General features: G+C 73.0%; 9 protein-coding genes. 1 reads left to right on the top strand and 8 read right to left on the bottom strand.

Annotated elements, in window-relative coordinates; all coding sequences use genetic code 11:
- Positions 1-211: 211 nt before the first annotated feature.
- From JYK04_RS08550 to JYK04_RS08585, 8 genes are all read right to left on the bottom strand, one after another.
- Positions 212-1,912, bottom strand: coding sequence for an ABC transporter transmembrane domain-containing protein (locus tag JYK04_RS08550; protein ID WP_189734535.1), 1,701 nt, complete (start codon positions 1,910-1,912; stop codon positions 212-214).
- Complete coding sequence (locus tag JYK04_RS08555) at positions 1,899-12,908, bottom strand: non-ribosomal peptide synthetase (protein ID WP_189734537.1); 11,010 nt, start codon at positions 12,906-12,908, stop codon at positions 1,899-1,901. Before JYK04_RS08555 ends, JYK04_RS08550 begins: the two co-directional genes overlap by 14 nt.
- Positions 12,909-12,968: 60 nt before the next feature.
- Positions 12,969-14,762, bottom strand: a complete 1,794-nt coding sequence (locus JYK04_RS08560) for an ABC transporter ATP-binding protein (RefSeq protein ID WP_189734539.1) — start codon at positions 14,760-14,762, stop codon at positions 12,969-12,971.
- Positions 14,759-15,820: an iron-siderophore ABC transporter substrate-binding protein gene (locus JYK04_RS08565; RefSeq protein WP_189734541.1), complete on the bottom strand. Its 1,062-nt coding sequence runs from the start codon at positions 15,818-15,820 to the stop codon at positions 14,759-14,761. The genes JYK04_RS08560 and JYK04_RS08565 overlap by 4 nt, the downstream gene beginning before the upstream one ends.
- A 113-nt stretch (positions 15,821-15,933) precedes the next feature.
- Positions 15,934-16,773, bottom strand: a complete 840-nt coding sequence (locus tag JYK04_RS08570) for an ABC transporter ATP-binding protein (protein WP_189734543.1) — start codon at positions 16,771-16,773, stop codon at positions 15,934-15,936.
- A gap of 79 nt (positions 16,774-16,852) precedes the next feature.
- Positions 16,853-17,920, bottom strand: a complete 1,068-nt coding sequence (locus tag JYK04_RS08575; protein ID WP_189734545.1) for a FecCD family ABC transporter permease — start codon at positions 17,918-17,920, stop codon at positions 16,853-16,855.
- Positions 17,917-18,975: a FecCD family ABC transporter permease gene (locus tag JYK04_RS08580; RefSeq protein ID WP_189734547.1), complete on the bottom strand. Its 1,059-nt coding sequence runs from the start codon at positions 18,973-18,975 to the stop codon at positions 17,917-17,919. Before JYK04_RS08580 ends, JYK04_RS08575 begins: the two co-directional genes overlap by 4 nt.
- Positions 18,976-19,246: 271 nt before the next feature.
- The gene (locus JYK04_RS08585) at positions 19,247-19,522 is read right to left on the bottom strand and encodes an isoamylase early set domain-containing protein (protein WP_030009921.1); all 276 of its coding nucleotides are present in this window, start codon (positions 19,520-19,522) and stop codon (positions 19,247-19,249) included.
- A 311-nt stretch (positions 19,523-19,833) separates the two neighbouring features.
- Here JYK04_RS08585 and JYK04_RS08590 point away from each other — a divergent pair, with 311 nt between their 5' ends.
- Complete coding sequence (locus JYK04_RS08590; protein ID WP_202186049.1) at positions 19,834-22,059, top strand: MMPL family transporter; 2,226 nt, start codon at positions 19,834-19,836, stop codon at positions 22,057-22,059.
- The last annotated feature ends 36 nt before the right edge of the window (positions 22,060-22,095 follow it).

Here is a 22,095-nt window from a genome sequence, read left to right on the forward strand (position 1 = left end):
GTCTCTTCCGGATCTTGTCGGCCGAGCCCGGGTCGTCCGGTGCCATGGGGCCTCCCCAGGCCCGCCAGGGCCGAGGGGAAGCATGGCAAGGCGGAGGGACGCCCGTGTACTGGACGTACTCGGGCGCCCCGACAACGCGGCCAGGTGCGGTGCCGGGCGGGCCGGGCCCGGCAAGATCCGGAAGAGACGGCCTAGGCACGGTCGCGTCAGGTCAGCGGGCCACCGCCAGGCCGTACTCCTCGTCCCCGGCGAGGAGGTTGCGGTGGGTGCCCTCGGCCGTGATGACCCCCTCGTCCAGGACGAGCACACGGTCGGCGGCGTCCAGGAGGGCCGGGCTGCTGGTGATCACGACGGTGGTGCGGCCCCGGCGCAGCTTCGCGATGTTGCGTGCGATGAGCTGCTCGGTGACCGCGTCCACGGCCGTGGTCGGATCGTGCAGGACGAGGATGTCGGCGTCGGCCGCCAGGGCGCGGGCCAGGGACAGCCGTTGGCGCTGTCCGCCGGAGAGGTTCGCGCCGCGGTCGCGGACGCCGTGGTCGAGTCCTTCGCGGTGGAGGGCGACGACGTCGGTCAGCATGGACGCCTCGACGGCCTCGGCGACGGTGCGGCTGGTGCCCGACGGGTCGATGTTCGTACGGAGGGTGCCCGCGAAGATCTCTCCGTCGTACGGGTTCACCAGCATGTGCTCGCGGACCGCCTCGATCGACAGGGCGGCGAGCTCCTCCCCGCTGACCCGCACCACTCCTTCGTACGCGTGCGGCAGCACCTTCACCGCCAGGACCGCGGCCAGGTCGGCCGCCGCGCGTGGCTGGTAGGCGGCGATCGCCACGAACTCGCCCGCCGGCACCTGGAACTTCAGGGCGCGCAGGGCCCCGTACCGGACGCAGTCGAGCTCCAGGCCGCCGCCGGCGGCCGGGCGCTCCGGCCCGTGCGCGGCCGTCGGGGGCGCGGCCAGCACCAGCGCCATGCGCTCGGCCGAAGCGCGGGCCATCATCACGTACTTGGGCATGTCCGAGAACAGCTTCAGCGGTTCCATGATGAACTGGGCGAGCCCCACGGCCATGACGAGTTCCCCGACGGTGATGCGGCCGTCGAAGGCCAGCCAGCCGGCCGTCAGGGTCACACCGGCGGCGAGCGCCGCGTTGAGGGCCGTCGCGGTGCCCGCGTAGGCGCCGTTCACCCCGGCCACGGTGATCGCCTGGTGCTTGGCCTCGGTACTGACCTTCCGGTACGACCGGAAGGCCGCGTGGTTGCCGCCGAAGCCGTGCAGCGGGCGCAGGCCGGTGATCAGGTCGGCCACCTTCGCGCCCGCCCGGGCCACCCGGGCCTGCTGTTCGCGGGTGCTGGAGCCGATCCGCCGGGACATCACGCTCAGGACGGAGAGGATCAGGGCGGTGCCCACGATCACCAGCAGGCCGAGCCGGATGTCGGCCAGTCCCAGCGCGACCGCCGCGACCAGCACGGCGACCAGTGAGCTGATCAGCAGCGGCACCACCTCGATGATGTCGGCCGTCTGGTCGGCGTCCTCGGTGGCGATGGTCAGCACCTCGCCGGACTTGAGGCCGGCGTCCCTGGCCACCGGCTCCAGCCCGCAGTCCGCGACCTGCACCCGCCAGCGGTGCGCCTCGGTCGTGTTGGCCTGCTGCAGGATGCGCATGCCGAACCGCCACGACAGCGACACGGTCGTGATGATCACGGCCAGCGCGCCGATCGACAGGGCGAGCGCACCGGGGCTGCGGTCCTGCATCGTGTGCTCGACGATCAGGCCGAGCGCGATGGGGAAGGCGGTCTCACCGGCCTGGTACAGGCCCATGAGGACGGTGCCCCAGGTCATGGCGCCGATGTTGCGGCGAAGGGCGGTCTTGAGGATGTCGGACCCCGGTCGGGGCCGCCGCGTGTCAGGAGTTTTCATCGAGGTGACGGGCAATCATTTCCGGGGTTCGCAGCGTGAACAGATCACGGACCGTGATCACAGGACCGTACTCCCGGCGGAGCAGGCCGATCAGCCGCACCGCCAGCATGGAGTGCCCTCCCAGGGACACGAAATCGCTCAACGCGCTCACCTCGTCGTCGTCCAGGTCGAGTGCTTCGGCGAAGAACTCGCACACGACGGTCTCGGTCCCGGTCTCCGGTCCGCGCTCGCCCGCCGTGGTCAGCGTGCCGAGCGGCTTGGCCTCCGGCAACGCCTTGGTGTCGGCCTTCCCGTTCACGGTCAGCGGGATGCGGTCGACCCGGGCGTAGTGCGTCGGGCGCAGGAAGTCCGGCAGCCCGGCGCCCACCTCGGCGGCGACCGCCGCCAGGTCGGAGCCGTCGAGCACGAGGTAGGCGGCCAGCCGGTACGCGCCGTCGACCTGCGGGTCGGGCTGGGCGACCGCGGCGGTGAACCGCACCGCCGGGTGCGCGGCGAACGCGGCCTCCACCTCGCCCGGTTCGACGCGGTGTCCGCGGATCTTGACCTGCTGGTCGGTGCGGCCCAGGTACACCAGGTTCCCGTCGGGCCGTCGCGCCACCAGGTCTCCGGTGCGGTACATGCGTTCGCCGGGCGCGCCGAAGGGGCAGGCGACGAACCGGTCCGCGGTCTGGGCGGGCTGCCCGAGGTAGCCGCGCGCGATGCCGATGCCCGCCACGTACAGCTCGCCGGGGACTCCGTCCGGCAGCGGCCGCAGCCACGGGTCCAGGACGTACACGTCCGTGTTGTCGATGGCCACGCCCACCACCGGGTCCTGGCATTCGAAGGTGCCGACGCCCAGGGTGTTGATGGTGTACTCGGTGGGTCCGTAGAGGTTGTAACCGGCCGTGCCCTCGGTCTCTGCGAGCCGCTGCCACAGGGTCGGGGTGACGGCCTCGCCGCCCAGCAGCACCAGGGCCGGCCGCCGCTGGGGGTGGTCGAGCAGGCCTTCGGCCACCAGCTGCTGCGCGTAGGTCGGGGTCACGTTGATGACGTCGATCCCGTGCTCCAGGCAGTACTCGACCAGACGGGGGGCGTCGCGGCGCAGTTCCTCGTCGCAGATGTGCACCTCGTGGCCGTCGGCGAGCCAGAGCAGTTCCTCCCACGACATGTCGAAGGCGAAGGACACGGTGTGGGCGATGCGGAAGACCCGGTGGCCGTGGTCCGCCAGTACCGGCTCGAAGATCCGGCGCTGGTGGTTGATCAGCATGTTGGTGAGTCCGGCGTACTCGGTGACCACGCCCTTCGGCCTGCCGGTGGATCCGGAGGTGTAGATCGTGTACGCGGGGTGGCGCAGGCGGTCCGGGTCGTCGGGGGCGAAGGTCACGACCGGCTCGGCCTCGGGCAGGGGCCGGTCCAGTTCGATCAGGGCGCCGGTCAGCCGGGGCGAGACGGCGCTGACGGTGAGGGTCACGTCCGGGCGGGCGTCCGCGACGATGGCGGCGATCCGCTCGTCGGGGTGGTCGAGCTCCAGCGGGACGTAGGCGGCGCCCGCGCGCAGTACGGCGAACAGGGCGACGATCGAGTCGAGGGAGCGCGGGACGGCGAGGGCCACCGTCGTCCCGGGTCCGATGCCGCGTGCGGCGAGCACGCCCGCCAGCTCCCGGCTGCGGTCGCGGAGCCGCTCGAAGGTCATGGTCCGGCCGCGGGCGACGAGCGCGACCCGCCGGGGATCGCGGTCGGCCGCCAGGTCGAACCGGTCGACGACGGTGTCCGTACCGACCGCCGTGCGCGCGGCGGGCACCGGCCGGGGCCCCGCGCCGGGCAGCGCGCCCAGCGGCCCGGTGGCGCGGGCCAGGTTCCCGAGCAGGTCCACGTAGTCGTCGAGGAGCCCTCGCGCGGCCCCGGTGTCGTGGTCGCGGTACTCCAGTTTGACGGTGAGCCGGTCGCCGGGGGTGACGACCCAGGTGAACGGGTAGTGCGTGGAGTCGTCGGCCCGGACCGCGGTGATGCCGTGCCGGGTGTTCATCTCGGCGAACGCGTCCATGTCCAGGAAGTTCTGGAGGACGAACAGGTTGTCGAACAGGGTGTCGTGGCCGCCGGCCCGCTGGATCTCGCCGAGCCCGAGGTGCTCGTGCTCCATCGCCTCGACCCGGGCCGCCTGTACGGCCGTCAGGTAGTCCCCGACGGTGTCGTCCGGCCGGGCCCTGGTCCACATGGGGACGGTGTTGAGCAGGACGCCGACGACCTCGGAGAGGTCCTCGCCCTCGCGGCCGGAGACGGTCACGCCGAACACGGCGTCGGCGCGGCCGGTGCGGGCGCCCAGCAGGAGCCCGAACGCTCCGGTCAGCACCGAGTTGAGGGTGACGCCGTACGTCCGGGCGACGTCCCGCAGCAGCTGCGACTCTTCGGCGGAGAGGGTGTGCACGAGGGTGCGCGGCAGGCCGTCGACCAGGGCCGGCGCCGGTCCGGCCAGCAGCGTCGGGCCGGGGAGACCGGCCAGGTGCCGCGCCCAGAAGCGTTCCGAGACGGCCGGGTCCTTGGCGTCGAGCGCCCGGGCGTGGTCCTCGAAGGCGGGCGTGGCCGGGGCCGGGGGCGTCAGCTCGCCCGCGACGGCGGCCTCGTAGGCGTCGAACAGGTCCCGCAGCACGATCTCGCGGGACCAGCCGTCCCACAGCAGCAGGTGGTAGCTGAGCAGCAGGCCGTCGCGGTCGCCGGGCAGCCGCACCACGGTCAGGCGGATCAGCGGCGGCTCACCCGGGTCGAATCCCGTGTCGCGGTCACGGGCGAGCAGGGCGTCGACCTCCGCGTCCGTCGCGAGGTCGACCGTACGGACGCCGACCCGCCGGCCCGCGCCCAGGACCTGGACGGCCCTGCCGTCGTCGTCGGTGGTGAAGCCGGCACCGACGACCGGGTGCCGGGCGATCACCCAGGCCATGGCGTCGGCCAGCGCGCCGGTGTCCAGGCGCCTGTCGAAGGTGAACCAGCTCTGCGCGACGTAGTGGCCGGCCGGCCCCGCCAGCTGCGCCTGGAAGAACAGGCCGCGCTGGAGCGGGGTGACCGGGGCCGTGCGCTCGGCGGTCGTGGCGGCGGCCGCGATGTGTTCCAGGGCGGCGCGCCAGTGCCCGGTGATCTCGTCGGGTATGCCCTCGGCGAGGGTGAAGACCGCGTGCAGGCTTCCGGTGGCCGCGTCGGTCCAGGCGTTGACCTCGACGGCGTACGGGCTGCCCTCGTCGGCGCCGGTGACGTGGAGGGCCTGCGACTCGGCGCCCCGGCCGAGGTAGTTGAACAGGACCTGCGGGCGGGCGGTGAGCAGCGGGGCCGTCTGCGGGTTGAGGTACCGGAGCCCGCCGTACGCGGCGTGCGCGCGCTCGTCCGGCTGGCGTTCGGCGACCTCGCGGGCCGCGGCGACGGGGTCGGTGTGCGCCGTGAGGCGCACCGGGGCGATGGCGGTGAACCAGCCGACCGTACGGGTGTAGTCGTGGTGTGCCGCGGCCGGGACCCGGCCGTGCCGCTCGAGCTCGATCGCCAGATCGGTGGGCGAGGACTGGATGCGGGTCAGCGCGGTGCGCAGCGCGCCGCACAGCAGCTCGGTGAGGCCGACGCCGAGTGCGGCGGGCGCGGTGCGCGTCACGAGGTCGCCGGCCTCGGGCGGGAGGACCACCGTGGTCTCGCGCGGCCGCTCGGCCACGGGCAGCAGCGGGGGTGCCTGGAGGGTGGTGATCCAGTGCCCGAGGCCGTCGGTCTCCTGGGCCGACCGGTCGGCCAGTGCCTGCGCGTACTCGGCGTAGGGGGTGGTCGGCGGCGCGAGCGGGTTCCCGCGCAGGGCGGTGGCGATGTCGTCGAGCAGGATCAGCCAGGAGACGGCGTCGACGGCGAGGTGGTGCACGGTGACCACGAGGGTCCGGGTGGCGTCCAGCCAGGTGAACGCGATGACGTCCCCGGCCTCGGGGTCGAGCCGTCCGGCGGCTTCGTCCGCCGCGGCCGTGGCGTCGGGCGCGTCGCTGCGTACGACGGTGACCGCGCGGGCGGGTTCGGTACGCAGGGCCCACACCCCGTGCTCGGTGCGCAGCCGCAGCCGCAGGGCCGGGTGGGCGGCGACGACGGCATTCGCGGCGCGCTCGGCGTCGGCGTGGCCGGTGCCCTCGGCCGTGACCAGGGCCCGGGCCTGGGCGAACCGGGCGAGGGATCCGCCGAGTTCGCGCCGGCGCAGGATGATCGGGGTCGGTGTCAGCGGGCCGTCCTCACGGAGGGCGGGTGCGGGTGCGGCGGGCGCCGCGGGGTGCGGACCGCTCGTCGCCAGGTGCTCGGCGAGCGCGCGCGGGGTCCTGAGCAGGAACACGTCCCGGGGGGAGATCGCGAGTCCCAGGGCCCTGGCCCGGTTGACGACGGTGATGGCGAGGATGCTGTCGCCGCCGGCCCGGAAGAAGTCGCTGTCGCCGTCGGCGGCGGTGCCGGGGAGGGTCTCGGTGAAGATGTCGACCAGTGCGGTGAGCGCGTAGCCGGCCGTGGAGCCGGCCGCGGCGGCCGGTACGTCGTGGGGTACGTCGTGCGACGCGGCGCGTGCGGTCAGGGCCTTGCGGTCCAGTTTGCCGTTGACCGTCAGCGGCAGGGCGTCGACGGGCAGGACCAGGCCGGGGATCATGTGGGCGGGCAGCTTCGGGGCCAGCAGGCCGGCGAGGGCGGCAGTGTCAAGGGGGACCCCGCCCACGACGTGCGCGACCAGGTGGTCCGCGCTGTCGGCCACGGTGACGGCCGCGTCGACCACGCCGTCGAGTTCCCGGATCGCGGACTCCACCTCACCGAGTTCGATGCGGAAGCCCTTGAGCTGGACCTGGTCGTCGGCGCGGCCGGTGAACTCGAGCTCGCCGTCGAGGGTACGGCGGGCGAGGTCGCCCGTGTGGTACATCCGGGAGCCGTCGCCCGCGAACGGGTCCGCGACGAACCGGCCCGCGGTGAGGGACGGGCGGCCCAGGTAGCCGAGGGAGACCTGGTCGCCGGCGACGTAGATGGCGCCCACCCGGCCCGGCGGGACCGGCCGGAGCCGGTCGTCGAGCAGATGGGTGACCAGGCCGGGGATCGGGCCTCCGATCGGGCTGACGTCGGCGCCGGGGCGGAAGTCCCCGTCGGTCAGGACCCGGTGCGTGACGTGCACGGTGGTCTCGGTGATGCCGTACATGTTGACCAGCTCGGGCGAGGCCGTACCGTACCGCTCGACCCAGCCGCGCAGCCGCCCGGGGTCCAGTGCCTCGCCCCCGAAGATGATCCGGCGCAGGGTGGTGACGGGCTCGTCGGCGTGCCGGTCGGCCTCGATGAACTGGTAGAAGGCCGACGGGGTCTGGTTGAGGACGGTCACCCGGCGCTCGCGCACCAGGCGGTGGAAGTCGACGGGTGAGCGGGTCAGCGCGTACTCCGGCACGAGCAGCTCGGCGCCGTGCGCCAGCGCGCCCCACAGCTCCCAGACCGCGAAGTCGAAGGAGTACGAGTGGAACTGGACCCACACGTCGTGCGGGCCGAAGTCCATGTCGGGCCGGGTGTTCGCGAGCAGGGTCACCACGCTGGAGTGCGGGACGACGACGCCCTTGGGCCGGCCGGTCGACCCGGACGTGTAGATCACGTAGGCGGGATCGTGCCAGTCGGGCCCCCGCCCGGCAGCGTCCCCGGTGACCCGGGCGTCCTGCTCCGGCAGCTCCCCCTGGACGAGCACACGGGCCGGTACGCCCGCCCGGGCCAGCAGCCGCGTGAAGCGCTCCCGGTGCTCCCGGTCCACGAGCACGACCTGCGGAGCCGCGTCGGCGAGGATGTACTCCAGGCGTCCGTCCGGGTACGCGAGGTCGAGCGGTACGTACGCACCGCCCGCGGTGACGACGGCGACGAGGGCGACGACCTGTTCCGAGGAGCGCGGTACGGCGACGGCGACCCGTTCGCCCGGCCGGACACCGGCGGCGCGCAGGGCCGAGGCCAGCTCGTCCTTCGCGTCGGCCAGTTCACCGTAGGTCAGTGACCGGCTCCCGCCGTCGAGGGCGCAGCGGGTGACGGCGGTGGCGGCCGGATCGCGCCGCGCGGCGGCGTCGAACAGCGCGCCCAGCGTCGTCGGGGTGATCGGCGCCGGGGTCCGGGGGCCCGTGGGGGCCAGTTCGTCGACGAGGTCGTCCGGCCGGGTGAGCAGGCCGGTGAGGGTGCGGGTGAAGGTGTGCAGGACCGTCCGGGCGGTCGACTCCCGCACGAGCGCGCCGTCGTAGATCAGGTTGAACCGGGGGCGGCCGTCGAGCGCGCGCTCCACCACGAGGGTCAACGGGTAGTGCGGGGCGCCCTCGTTCACGATGTCGCTGATGACGAGCGTGTCCCCGGGTCCGCGCAGGTCGGCCACATCGGTCGCCACGTCGAACACCACCAGGGTGTCGAAGAGCGGGCCGGCCCCGGTCAGGCGGCTGATGCGCGCCAGTGAGACGTGCTGGTGCGCCAGCACCGCGCTCTGGTGGTCCCGTACCGAGGCGAGGAGGTCGCGCGCCGGGGTGGCGGCGGCCCACCGGGCGCGCACGGGGATCGTGTTGATGAACAGACCGACCATGTCCGCGATGCCGGGCACGTCCGCGTCGCGCCCGGACACCGTGGAGCCGAAGACGACGTCCCTGGAGTGCAGGAGGCCGCCGAGCGTGGCCGCCCAGGCGCTGTGCACGGCCGCGCTGAGCGGTACCCCGGCGGACCGGGCGGCCTCGTCCAGGTCCCCCTCCGGCGCGGTGGCGGTGTCGGCGAACCGGTCGGACGGCGTGCGCCCCTCGGCGACCAGCGAGGGGCCGGGGAGCCCGGCGAGCTGTTCGCGCCACACCCGGTCGCTCTCGTCCTCGTCGCGTTCGGCGAGCCAGCGCACGTAGTCGGTGAAGCCGCCGAGCGGGTGCACGGTCCCCGGTGCGTGGTACTCGGCCAGCAGCGCGCGGAGCATCGGCGGCACCGACCAGCCGTCGGCGATGATGTGGTGCACGGTCTGCACCAGGACGCTGCGGGCGGGGCCCGTGCGGATCAGCGTGTACCGCATCAGCGGGCCGCTCGCCAGGTCGAATCCGGCGCGGCGGTCGCGCTCGGCGTGCTCGCGGATCTCCTCGTCGGTGGTGCCGGGGCGGTCCAGGGTGGTGAACGGGGCCTGGACCCCGCCCTCCAGTACGGAGACCACGCGGCCGTCGGCGAGGGCCGTGAACCGTGCGGCCAGGTTGGGGAAGAGCGTGAGCAGGCGGGTGGCCGCCGCCGCGAGCCGGTCGGCGTCCACCTCTCCGTCCAGGGTCAGGAGCTGCTGTTCGACGTAGCTGCCCGCGGAGTCGTCGTCGAACACCGAGTGGAAGTAGAGGCCCTCCTGGAGCGGGGTCAGCGCCAGGACGTCCCGCAGTGCCGGGCCGTCCAGCTCGTCGACGTCGGCCTGGGTGAGCGCGGGCATGCCGAAGTCGCTCGGCGAATGGCCGCCCAGACCGAGTGCGGCCAGGTCGAGTGCGGCCAGTGCGGCCAGTCCGGCCAGGGCCTCGCGGAAGTACCCGCCGATGGTCTCGATGTCCCGGTCGGTGAGCAGCCCGTCGGGCCAGGAGAGGGTGGTGACCAGTTCGTACGCGCCGCCGGCCGCGGCGGGTTCGGCGATCGCGTTGAACTCCAGGGCGCGCGGCAGCCGCATCCCGGGGTCGCGCTTCTCGCCCAACTGGCCGGTGGTGTGCGCGAGTTCCCAGTCCCCGGAGGAACCCGCGTCGAACCGGCCCAGGTAGTTGAACAGCACCTGGGGTGCGGGCGCGTCGAACGCGGTGCCGGCCAGGTAGCGCAGGGCGCCGTAGGAGATGCCGTTGCCCGGCACGCGGGCGAGGTCCTCCTTGACCGCCTTGAGCGCGGCGACCAGGTAGGCGGGAGCCGTGAGGTCGGCGGCCGGGCCGGGGTCGACGGTCACCGGGAACAGGGTGGTGAACCAGCCGACGGTCCGCGACAGTTCCGGCTCGAAGCCGGCGGAGTCCGCCACGTGGCGTCCTTCGCGTCCGTGGCCCTCCAGTTCGATGTGCGCGAACGTCTGGTCCTGGCCGAGGTCGCGGCGCCACCGGGCAAGGGTGACGGCGAGCGCGGTCAGCAGCACGTCGTTGACGCCCGCGTGGAACCGGGCGGGGACCTCGCCCAGCAGCGCGGCCGTGACGTCGGGGCCGACCGGGAAGGTCGCCGTGCGTTCCCGGGCGACGGTGTCGGCCGGGGACAGCGCGCGCCGGCCCAGCGGCAGGTCCGCCCCCGGCAGGGCGCGCAGGTAGTGGGCGCGGTCGGCTTCGAACCCCGCGCGCCCCAGCAGCTGCGTCCAGCGCCGGAACGACGTGCCCACCGGGGGCAGGTCGATGGGCGCGCCCGAGACGTACCGGCGCCAGGCCGTGGAGAGGTCCTCCATCAGGATCCGCCAGGACACGCCGTCGATCACCACGTGGTGGGCGACGAGGACCAGCTGGCGCGCCCCGCGGCGCCAGACGGCGCGCAGCATCACGCCGCCGGCCGGGTCCAGCCCGTCGGTGGCGAGCGCGACGCACTCGTCGAGGGGCCGGTCGCTCTCCTGCCAGCGCGCCGCGGCGCGGTCCGCCGACGGGATCTCGAAGCTCCAGCGCTCGCCCCGCACCAACTTGGCGCGCAGCATGTCGTGCCGTGCGACCACGGCGGTGAGGACGGCGTCGAGCGCGTCGGCCGTCAGGTTCGCCGGGGTGTTGAGCACCACCGACTGCACGAAGCCGTCGATGGCGTCCGTGGTCGCGCCGAGCCACTGCACGATCGGCGATCCCACGACCGTACCGGTGGCGACGTCGCCGTGGTCCACGGCGGCGGCCTCGCGGTCCGCGACCGCCGCCAGCGCGCCCACGACGCTGTGGGTGAAGATCTGGCGGGCCGTGACGTGCAGGCCCGCTTCGCGCAGGGCGCTCAGCAGGGAGATCGCCAGGATGCTGTCCCCGCCGAGCCGGAAGAAGTCCTGGTCGACGCCGACCGCGTCACGCCGCAGCACCGCCGCGACCGCCGCGCACACCAGGCGCTCGTTCTCGGTGACGGGCGGGGCGAACGCACCCGCGCCGGCCTGGGGCTCCGGCAGCGCACCCCGGTCGAGCTTGCCGTTCGCCGTGAGCGGGAACTCCTTCATCACGACGATGTGGGCGGGCACCATGTACTCCACCATGTGCCCGGTGGCCCACTCCTTGACCTCGTCGGCGCTCAGGCCCTCGCTCCCGGTGGCGGGGATCACGTAGCCCACGAGGTAGGTGCCGCCGGCCGTGTTCTTCTTCGCGACGACGCAGGTGTGGCGTACCGCGGGGTGCTCGGCGAGGCCGGCCTCGACGTCCTCGATCTCCAGCCGCATGCCGCGGATCTTGATCTGGTTGTCGGCGCGGCCGAGGAAGTCCAGGGATCCGTCGGGGGCGAAGCGGGCGAGGTCACCGGTGCGGTACAGCCGGGACCCGTCCGTGGCGAAGGGGTTCGCGACGAACCGGGAGGCGGTCAGGCCGGGCGCGCCGACGTATCCGCGCCCGAGCAGGAACCCTCCGACGTACAGCTCGCCGCCGACCCCGACCGGGACCGGGCGCAGTTCTTCGTCCAGCACGTACAGCTGGGTGTTGGGGTTGGCCTTGCCGATCGATGTCGACAGACGTTCCGCAGCGCCCCGGTAGATCACGTGCGAGACGCCGATGGTCGTCTCGGCCGGGCCGTAGCCGTGGTACATGGGTATGTCGAGCCGGGTGCGGAAGCGCTCGTACAGCTCCGGGGTCAGCACCTCGCCGCCGCACCACACGTGCCGCAGGCTGTCGAGGCCCCCGGAGTCGCCCGCGATCTCCAGCAGTACGTCCAGCATGGACGACACGAGGTAGGTGAAGGTGACGCGGTGCTCGGCGATCACGCTCAGCAGGTGGTGCGGGTCGCGTTCGCCGCCGGGGCGCAGGACCACCAGCCGGCCGCCGCACACCAGCGGCAGGAAGATCTCGTTGATGGAGATGTCGAAGGACAGCGGCGCCTTGAACAGGGACGCGTCGTCGTGGCCGAAGCCCAGGATCTCGTCGACCTGCCACAGCAGGCGCTCGCTGATGGCCTCGTGGCGGATCATCGCGCCCTTGGGCCGGCCGGTCGAACCGGACGTGAAGATCACATAGGCGAGGGCGTCGCCGGGGACGGTGACGCCGGTCCCCTCGCCGGGGTAGCAGCCGAACCGCCAGTCGCCGAGGTCGACGGGGACGGCCGGCGGTTCGTCCGGGGCGTGTTCGCCCGAGTCGTTGAGCTGCAGTACGACGCGGGCGTCGGCGATCACGACGGAGCGGCGCGCGGCGGGCCACTGCGGGTCGAGCGGTACGAACGCGGCTCCCGCCTGGAGCACGCCGAGCAGGCCGATCACCATGGCGGCGGAGCGGTCCAGGGAGATGGCGACGACCTGTTCGGCGGTGACGCCGCGTTCGATCAGGTGGTGGGCCAGCTGGGCGGAGAGCTCGGCCGCCTGCCCGTAGGTCAGCGAGCGGTGCTCGTCGACGACGGCGACGGCGTCCGGCCGCAGGCGGGCCTGCTCGCGGAACATCTCGACGATGGTCGGGCGGATCCGGTCCGCCCCGGTGTCGTTCCATTCGGCCAGGGTCGCGAGCCGCTGCGCGATGCCGGACGGCCCGACGGTGGAGAGGGGCCGGTCCGGGAAGTCGGCCAGGTCGTCCAGGGCGAGCTGCGCGTCGGCCCGTACGACGCCTTCCGGGAGGGTGATGCTCCGGCCCTGCCGGCCCTCCTGGCTGTCCTGACTGTCCTGGCCGACCGCGCCGTCCGTCCCGACCTGCCAGCCGGGCGGTGCGCCGCCGCCGTTGTCCGCCCAGCCGAGGACGTCGGCGAAGAGGGTGCCGGGGGTGAGTTCCAGGCCGTCGGGGCTCTGTCCCGTGGCCCAGTAGGCCAGCGCGATGGCGCACGCCCGGGCGATGGTCGTGTCGCAGTAGTCGCCGGATCGCCGGCGCACGTCGGCCAGGCGGGTGGGAGAAAGCAGCACGGGACGAGCGGTCGATTCCGTCATCGGAGGCTCAACGCCCTTTCCAGATCGATATGTTGGCCCAACCGAAAAAAGGGGGGCGTCCTAGCTGCCTTCGCGCCAGGCCCGCCACAGTCGTGCGTAGCGGCCGCCCAGGGCCACCAGTTCCTCGTGCGTCCCCTGCTCCACGACGCGTCCGGAGTCCAGTACGGCGATCCGGTCCGCCGCCATCGCCTGGGTGAGCCGGTGGGCCACGAAGAGCGTGGTGCGGCCCGCGCACGCGGCGAGCACGGCCCGTTCCAGCTCGGCCGCGCCCTCGCTGCCCGCCTCCGCCGTGGACTCGTCGAGCACGACGACGGGGGTACGGCCCAGTACCAGCCGGGCCAGGGCGATATGGGCGACCTTGGTGACGTCGAGGCGTTCGCCGCCCTCGCCCACCAGGGTGCTCGGACCGTCGGGCAGCGCGTCGACCCATCCGTCGGCGCCGACCGTGCGCAGGGCGTCCATCAGCTCGGCGTCGGTCGCCTCCGGTGCGGCCAGTCGCAGGTCCTCGGCGAGCGGACCGGAGAAGACGTGCGTCTCCTGCGTCAGGATGCTGACCAGGGCCCGCGCCCCGGCCTCGTCGAGGCCGGCGAGGCCGGTGGAGCCGATGCGCACCGATCCGGCCTGCGGGGTGCCGATGCCCGCGATCAGCGCGGCCAGGGTGGACTTGCCCGCGCCCGTCGCCCCGACCAGCGCGAGCGAGGTTCCGGCCGGGATCGTGAGGTCGACGTCCCGGACGACGGGATCCTCGGAGTCGGGATAGCGGAACGTCAGCCCGCGCACGGTCACGGGCACCGGGTCCGGCGGCTCCGCCGCCCGTGCCGCGGCCAGGGCGCCGACCAGCCGGTCCTCGGCGTCCTCCTCCAGTACGCCGACCAGGCGGGTCAGGCTCGCGCCCGACTTCTGCGCCTCGTCGAAGGTGAACATGATGGAGCCGAGCGGGGTGAAGAGGCGGTGGAACAGCAGCGGGGCCGCGGAGACCTCGCCGAGGCTGGCGGCGTCGGCCTCCAGCAGGGCGTACCCCACCACGATGATCAGGACCAGTCCGATGAACTCGGCGCGGTTCTCCCGGCCGACGAAGCGGCCGAAGAGCCGGAACACCTCGATGCCGAGTTCGCGGACCCGCCACGACTCGTGGGTGACCTTCTCGCGGACGGCCCCTTCGAGGCGGTACGCCCGGACCGTGTCTATCCCGTTCAGGCCGCTGATCAGGGCCTGGGCGCGGTCGGCCTGGGCCGCCCGCTGCCTCTGGTAGAGCGGGGCGGAGCGGGGCAGGTACCAGCGCAGGGCCAGCCCGTACGCGGGCAGCGCGCAGGCGCCGGCCAGTCCGAGCCGCCAGTCCAGGCCGAACATGCCGAGCGTGGCGATGACGACCAGCACCCCCGCCGAGAACACGGTGGGGACGGCCGTCCTGATGCCCTTGGACAGCACGGCCACGTCGTCGCCGACCCGGGAGAGCACGTCGCCCCGGCCGACCTGCTCGATCCGGGCGCTCGGCATCCCGAGCACCGCCCGGACGGCGCCTTCGCGCAGCCGGGCGAGCAGGTCCGCGCCGAGGCGCCCGATGAGGTAGGTCGACAGGGCGGTGGCCGCCGCCCCGAGCAGCGCGGCGGCCACCATCAGCACCCCGGTCGTGACCAGGATCGAGCGCGGCCCTCCCGCGACCACCCCGTCGACGACCCGGCCGAGCAGGAGCAGCGGGAGTACCTGCAGGGCCGCCCCGGCCACCGTGGTGAACACGGTGGCGAAGGTCAGCCACGGCACCTCGCGGCAGTGCGCCGCGACCCAGCGGGTGGCCTCGCGTCCGGTCGTGGTGCGCAGGGTCGACGGGGCGACGCGCGTGGCGGTGGTGCTCACACCTGGCCGGCCGACTTGACGAGTTCGTCGATCGCGTACGGCAGGGAGAGCAGGGTGCCCTGGGACATGGCCGCGCCGACGGCCGGGCCCTCGCTGTCGAGGAGGTAGGAGACCTTGCCGTTCTTGACCGCGTTCAGGTTGGTGAACAGCTGGAACTTCTTCAGTGCTTCCTGGTCCGCCTTGTCGGCGATGACGAAGATGCGGTCGACGTCGACGAGGTCCATGCGCTCCGGGGAGAGCGTGGTGTAGAACTTGCCGTCCGCGATCTTGTCGATCTCGGTCTGGCCCTTGTAGCCGATGCCCGTCACCAGCCGGCCGCGCACGTCGGTGGTGGTGAACGGGGCCACCGAGTCCTTGTACCAGGACACCGGGACGGCGGTCTGGTTCGCGAACTCGGGGTGCGCCTTCTTGGCCGTGTCGAGCTTGTCCTGGATGCCCTTGACCAGCTCGGTGCCCTTGGCCTCCTGGCCGAGCGCCTTGGCGATGTGGACGGCGTTGTCCTGCCAGGGGGCGCTGAACGGCTCCTTCTCTGCCTTGGTGCGGCCCACCGTCGGGGCGATCTTGGAGAGCTTCTCGAAGCCGGCCCGGTCGATCTCGGAGTACACGGCGATGATCAGGTCCGGCCGCAGGGCCGCGATCTTCTCGTAGTTCGGGCCGGCGTCACCGTTGTTCATGACGACCTCGGGGCGGGCGTCCCCCCACTTCTCCTTCACCCACGGCCACTGGGTGTTGATGTCGGGGGAGGTGCCCGGCGGGTTCGGATACTGGTCGACCATGCCGACCGGCTTGATGCCGAGCGCCAGGATGGCCTGGTCGTCGGTGTATCCGACCGAGACGACCCGCCGGGGAGCCCTGTCGACCTTGGTCGTTCCGAAGGCGTGCTCCACGGTGACCGGGAAGGTGCCCCCGGCGGCCGCGGCGTTGTCGCTCTTCTTGTCGGCCTGGTCCGCCGAATCGGAACCGCATCCGGCCAGGAGGCCGACACCGAGGGTCGCGGCGGACACCCCCGCCGCCAGCCGCTGCCAGGGCGTCATACGTGTCGTTCGATGGAAAAGCATCCGAAATCCCTTGCTTTCGTGCCGTCCACTGAGGTTCCGCCCGAGGGCAGGCAAACCCTACCGCGCTCAAGTGAGGCTAGCCTAGCCTTACTTGCAACGTAACTTTGTTTGATCTATGAGGGGTGCACGTGGGCGCGCCCGATGGGCACGATGAGCGGCCGGTCCCCCACCGGGTCGTCGATCACCTTGGCGCGCAGCCCGAACGCCTCGTACAACAACTCGGCGGTGATCACGTCACGGGGGTGCCCCTGCGCGAGGATCGAACCGGCCTTCATCACGATGAGGTTGTCGCTGTAGCGCGTGGCCAGATTGAGGTCGTGCAGCACCAGGACCACGGTGCATCCCGACTCGTGCAGGTCGTCCACGAGGTCGAGCACGTCGATCGCGTGCGCCAGGTCCAGATAGGTGGTCGGCTCGTCCAGGAGCAGCAGGTCGGTGCCCTGAGCCAGCGTCATCGAGATCCAGACCCGCTGCCGTTGCCCGCCGGACAGCGCGTCGACCGGGCGGTCGGCCAGGTCGGCCACCCCGGTCATGGCCAGGGCCCGCGCCACGACGTCGGCGTCGTCGGAGGACCACTGCCGCAGCCAGCTCTGGTGTGGATGGCGGCCCCTGGCGACGAGGTCGGCCACCGTGAGCCCGTCCGGCGCCACCGGAGCCTGCGGCAGCAGGCCGAGCTTCTTGGCCACGTCCCTGGTCCTGAGCCGGCCGATGTCCTCGCCGTCCAGGACGACCGATCCGCTGGTCGGTTTGAGCAGCCGGGACAGGGTCCGCAACAGGGTCGACTTCCCGCACCCGTTGGAGCCGATGATCGTGGTGATCACCCGCGGCGGGATCGACACGTGGAGGTCGTCGATGACGACCCTACCGCCGTACCCGACGGTGACCCCTCTGGCCGCCAGCCGTACGGCCCCGTCCTCGTCGGACTCGGTCCCGGTGATCTGCGATACGGCCACAACTCCCCCTGAAGTAGGCATGTCCGAAGGGTCTGAGGGTCTGAGGGTCTGGTGTCTGAAGGGTCTGCGGAGGGGCCGGCTAGCGGAGGTTGGCCCGCACCAGCAGGTGGATGAGGAAGGGGCCGCCGATCACGGCGGTCACCACCCCGACCGGGAGGGTGATCGGCAGGGCCGTACGGGCGACCAGGTCCGCACCGATCAGCAGCAGGGCTCCGACCATCCCGGAGGCCGCCATCGGCGGTGTCGGGCACTTCGCCAGCCGCATCGCCACCTGGGGCGCCACCAGCGCGACGAACGGGACCGGGCCGGCCGCGCTCACCGCCACGCCGGCCAGCAGCACCGCGCACAGCAGCAGCACCGCGCGCACCCTCGTGTACCGGACGCCCAGGCCCGCGGCCACGTCGTCGCCGAGGTGCAGCGGTTTGAACTGGAACGCGACCACCGTCACGACGGCCATCAGGGCGGCGGTGCACCACAGCGCCACCCCCACGTCGTCCCACGACCGGTTGTCCAGCGAGCCGACCAGCCAGGCCTGGGCCCGGGCCACGTCCCTGATGTCGGCCGTGACCAGCAGCCAGGTCGTGACCGCCTCCGTCACGGCGCTCACGGAGATGCCGATGAGGATGAGCCGGAAGCCGTCGATCCCGCGCCGCCACGCCAGGAAGTACACGAGGAGGCCCGTGCCGAGGCCGCCCGCGAGCGCCGCCCCGGACAGCCCCACGGAGTCGACGACCGCCGCGGCGGTCCCGCCCGACACCGTCACCAGGAACACCGCGACCGCACCGGCGCCCCCGGTGATCCCCAGGATGTCCGGGCTGGCCAGCGGATTGCGCGCGATCGACTGGGTGATCGCCCCGGACACCCCGAGCGCGACGCCCACGACGAGCCCGGCCAGGGCGCGCGGCATCCGCAGGTCCATGATCACGAACTTGTCGACCTGCTCGCCGCCGCCCACCACCGTGGCCATCACCCGCGACAGGCCGATGGGGAAGTCCCCCACGCCGATGGACACGCAGAACACGAGGAAGGTCGCCGCCGCCAGCAGCAGCGTGACGCACACGACCCACGGCCGCCATACGAACGAGACGGGGCCGAGCCGTACGCCCGGCGTCACGGATGCCAATGCCTTCACCTCGGTCCCGGTCATGCGCTCTTGAACTTTCCGCGCCAGACCAGGGCGGCGAAGAACGGGGCTCCGAGGAGGGCCACGACGACCCCGGCGTCCAGCTCCCCCGGCCGCACCAGCAGCCGCCCGGCCATGTCGCAGACCAGCAGGACGATGGCGCCGAGCAGGCCCGCGTACGGCACCAGCCAGCGGTAGTCCGGCCCGGTCAGGTACCGGGCCATGTGGGCCACCATCAGGCCGAGGAAGGCGATGGGGCCGCACGCCGCCGTGGCGGCTCCCGCCAGCAGGGTGACGGCGGCGATGCCGAGGGTCCGGCTGAGCACGATGTTCACCCCGAGCCCCCGCGCGACGTCGTCGCCGAGGTTGAGCAGGTTGAGGGCGGGCAGCGTGATCAGCGCGAGCACCAGCCCGACGGCGATGAACGCGATCACCGGCCAGATGACGTCGAAGCCGACACCGGCCACGGAGCCCGCGTTCCAGAACCGCAGGGCGTTCAGCGAGGCCTTGTCGGACAGCGCGACCGCCGTGGTCATCGCGGCGAGGAACACCGTGACCCCTTGTCCGGCCAGCGCGAGGGTCAGCGGGTTTCCGGCCCCCCGGCCGATGCTCGCCAGTCCGAAGACGACGACGCCGGCGACGGCGGCGCCCAGGAAGGCGAACCAGACGTACTGGAACGGGTTGGCGAACCCGAACAGGGCGATCACCAGCACCACGGCGAAGGAGGCACCGGAGTTCACGCCCAGCAGGCCGGTGTCGGCGATCGGATTGCGCGTGTACCCCTGGATCAGCGCGCCGCCGACCCCCAGGGCCACGCCCGCCACGACCGCGAGCACCGTGCGCGGCACCCGTACGGTCCGCACGATGAGCCGTATCTCGGTGAGCCGCTGGTCGGGGTCCGGCGCCGCCGATAACCCGCGCCACACCTCGGCGGGGGTCAGCGCCCGCGCGCCGACGGCCAGCGACACCACCACGGCGGCCAGGAGGACCAGCACCAGGACGACCGAGCCCACGACCCGCCGCCGACGGGCCTCCGTCACGCCCCTGGGCACGGGGCGTTCCACTGCAATCGTGCCCATGTCGCTCTACGTCATCCCTTCGATCCACCGCCCGGACGGGTCGGCACGCCGACGCAGCCGCGACCGAAACTTAGGCAAAGCTAAGCTGATTCCCCGGCGCGCTGTCGATAGACAAAACGGGCACGCGGGAGTGAGAGGCCACCAACTCGCCCTGAAATATGTACTGTTGATCGATTAGATTAGCCTAACCTTACTTCATTTGATCGACGCCGAACAAACGCGCCCCGGCCCATGGCCGGGGCGCGCTGCGGTCTGCGAGGAGGCCGGGCCGTCAGGTGTGCAGGCGGCTGTTGGGGCCGTCCTGGTCCCCGGCGCTCTCGTCGTTGAACCAGTAGTCCCCGGCCGCCAGGTACCGGAAGGAGTGCGTGCTCTTGCTGGGCAGCTCGACGGTCACGGCGCGCTTGCCGTCCTTGCGGCGGGCCAGGGTGTGGACACCGGGCTGCCAGTCGTTGAAGTCGCCCACCACGCTGACCGGTCCCGGCGGGGTGTCGACGGGCAGGATGAATGTGACCTCGGTGTGGTCCTTGCGCAGTTTGCGCTCCAGCATGGTGAGCTCCTGACAACGGCAGTGGGGGTGGTACGCCGCCCATAGTCGGCGGCGGACGCACCGGACGCACCCCGGCGCCGCCACTCCCACCACGGACCCACCACATCGAGTGACCCGCGGGCACTCAATGTCACCCTGCGTGTCGCTGCCTCCGGGATACCGCCCCCTCCGCTCCTGTCAAGGTACGAATGGCCGGGACTACGGCCTCGTCCCGCCCCCGGGCACGGTGGATACCGACCTTCCTGCGCGAGAGCAGGAGCGAATCGCCGTCCGTACCGGAGGCATCCATGTTCCGCCGCGCAGGGGCCTTCGTGACCCGTCACCCCCGACTCGTCCTCGTCGGCGCGCTCGTCTTCCTCGTCCTGTCCGTCCTGTTCGGTACGGATGCGACCGGCCGGCTGAAGACGCAGGGATACGACGATCCGCGGTCCGAGTCGAGCCGCGCCGCGCACCTGGCCGCCGAGCGCCTGGGCGCTTCCCCGAACCTGGTCCTCGTGGCGCAGAGCGCCGGCGGTTCCGTGGACGGTCCGGACGCCCGCGGTGCGGGCCGGGAACTGACCGGCAGGCTCGCCGCGCAGCCCCACGTGAGCGCCGTGGCCTCGTACTGGACCGGCGGCGCGGCGGAGCTGCGCAGCCGCGACGGCCACGCGGCGATGCTGGTCGCGCATGTGGACGGCGAGGGGGAGGAACTCGCTGCGCGGGCCGAGCGGCTGCGCGCGGAGCTGGCGGGCCCGACCGGTGCCGGCAAGGCCCTGACGGTGCACGTCGGAGGGAGCGCCCTCGTCGACGCCGAGCTCCAGGACATCTCCGAGTCCGACCTGAAGCGGGCCGAGTCCGTCGTCCTGCCGGGCACCCTGATCCTGCTGGTCCTGGTCTTCGGCAGTGTGGTCGCCGCGGCCCTGCCCCTGCTCATCGGGGTCCTCGCCGTCGCCGGGACGCTGCTGGTCCTGAGCGTCCTCGGCCGGATCACCGACGTGTCCGTGTTCGCGCTGAACCTCACCACTGCGCTCGGCCTCGGGCTGGGCATCGACTACGGACTGCTGATCGTCTCGCGGTTCCGGGAGGAGCTGGCCGCCGGATTCCTCCCGAGCACCGCCGCCGTACGGACCGTGCGCACGGCGGGCCACACGATCGCCTTCAGCGCCGCGACGGTCTCCGCCGCGCTCGCCACGCTGCTGGTGTTCCCGCCGTATTTCCTGCGCTCCTTCGCCTACGCGGGCATCGCCGTCGTGGCGATCGCCGCGGTGAGCGCCGTGACCGTACTGCCCGCCCTGCTCGCACTGCTCGGCAAGCGGGTGAACGCCTGGGCCGTGCCGTGGCGCCGCAAGGTCCGGTCCGGCTCCCGGTCCGGCTTCTGGGAGGGGCTGGCGCGGATCGTCGTACGCCGCCCGCTGATCGCGGCGCTGCCGGTGATCGGCCTGCTGGTGCTGCTCGCCGCGCCCTTCGCGCACGCCGATTTCGCCACCCCCGACGACCGGGCGCTGCCGTCGAACGCGTCCGGCCGGCAGACCGGTGACCTGGTGCGCGAGCGGTTCGACATGAAGGGCTCCGGCGCGCTGACGGTCGTCACCACCGGCGACGTCCCCCCGCCGGAGCGGGTGGAGTACGCCCGCCGCCTGTCCGCGTTCGCGCAGGTCGCCCAGGTCGTGGGACCCGACGGCGGCTTCCGGTACGGGGAGCGGGCAGCGGTCTCCGCCCCGGCCGCGGCCACCGCCCGGCCCGCCGCCCGCGGCCCGGTCCGGCTCTCCGTGGTGCCGCTGGTCGACCCCCAGTCGCACGCCGCCCAGCAGCTCGTCCACGACATCCGCGCGATCCCCGCCCCCGCGGGCACCGAGGTCCTCGTCGGCGGACCGAGCGCGGTCCTGGTCGACGCCAAAGCCACCGTGGGCGACCGGATCCCGCTGGCGCTCGCGCTGATCTCGCTCACCACCTTCGCGCTGCTGCTGGGCTTCACGCGCAGTCTGCTGCTGCCGCTGAAGGCCATCGCGCTGAACGCGCTGAGTCTCGCGGCCGTCCTCGGCGCCATGGTGTGGGTCTTCCAGTCGGGTCATCTGCACCAGCTGCTCGGCTTCACGCCGGGGCCCCTCAGTACGACCATGCCGGTCCTGCTGTTCTGCATCGTCTTCGGGCTCTCGGTGGACTACGAGGTGTTCGTCCTCGCGCGCATCAAGGAGGCGCACGAGGCCGGGCAGGACAACGCCCGCTCGATCGTCACGGGCATGGCCCGCACGGGCGGCATCGTCACCACCGCCGGCGCGCTGCTCGCCTTCACCCTCCTGGGCTTCGGCACCTCGCAGGTGTCCCTCCTGCAGTTCTTCGGGATCGGCGCCGGCCTCGGCGTCCTCCTCGACGCCACGCTCGTACGGGGCGTCCTCGTACCGGCGCTCATGCGCCTGGCGGGCGGCCTGAACTGGTGGGCGCCGCGTCCCATCCGGCCCAAGGAGCCGCTCCCGGCGTCCCGTCCGCCCCCGGCCCCCGTCCGCAGGTGTCCCGCGGCCCGGCCCGCCCCGCGCACCCCGGCCCGCGCGCGGCACTGACCGCCCTCGCGTCTTCGTCCCTCCCGTACCCCCCTC

This window comes from Streptomyces nojiriensis, assembly GCF_017639205.1.
Classification (GTDB): Bacteria; Actinomycetota; Actinomycetes; order Streptomycetales; family Streptomycetaceae; genus Streptomyces; species Streptomyces nojiriensis.

Coding starts and splice junctions, on each gene's coding strand:
- JYK04_RS08565 (WP_189734541.1), bottom strand. CDS start 15,820: ATGCTTTTCCATCGAACGACACGTATGACGCCCTGGCAGCGGCTGGCG.
- JYK04_RS08555 (WP_189734537.1), bottom strand. CDS start 12,908: ATGACGGAATCGACCGCTCGTCCCGTGCTGCTTTCTCCCACCCGCCTG.
- JYK04_RS08580 (WP_189734547.1), bottom strand. CDS start 18,975: ATGGGCACGATTGCAGTGGAACGCCCCGTGCCCAGGGGCGTGACGGAG.
- JYK04_RS08585 (WP_030009921.1), bottom strand. CDS start 19,522: ATGCTGGAGCGCAAACTGCGCAAGGACCACACCGAGGTCACATTCATC.
- JYK04_RS08575 (WP_189734545.1), bottom strand. CDS start 17,920: ATGACCGGGACCGAGGTGAAGGCATTGGCATCCGTGACGCCGGGCGTA.
- JYK04_RS08550 (WP_189734535.1), bottom strand. CDS start 1,912: ATGAAAACTCCTGACACGCGGCGGCCCCGACCGGGGTCCGACATCCTC.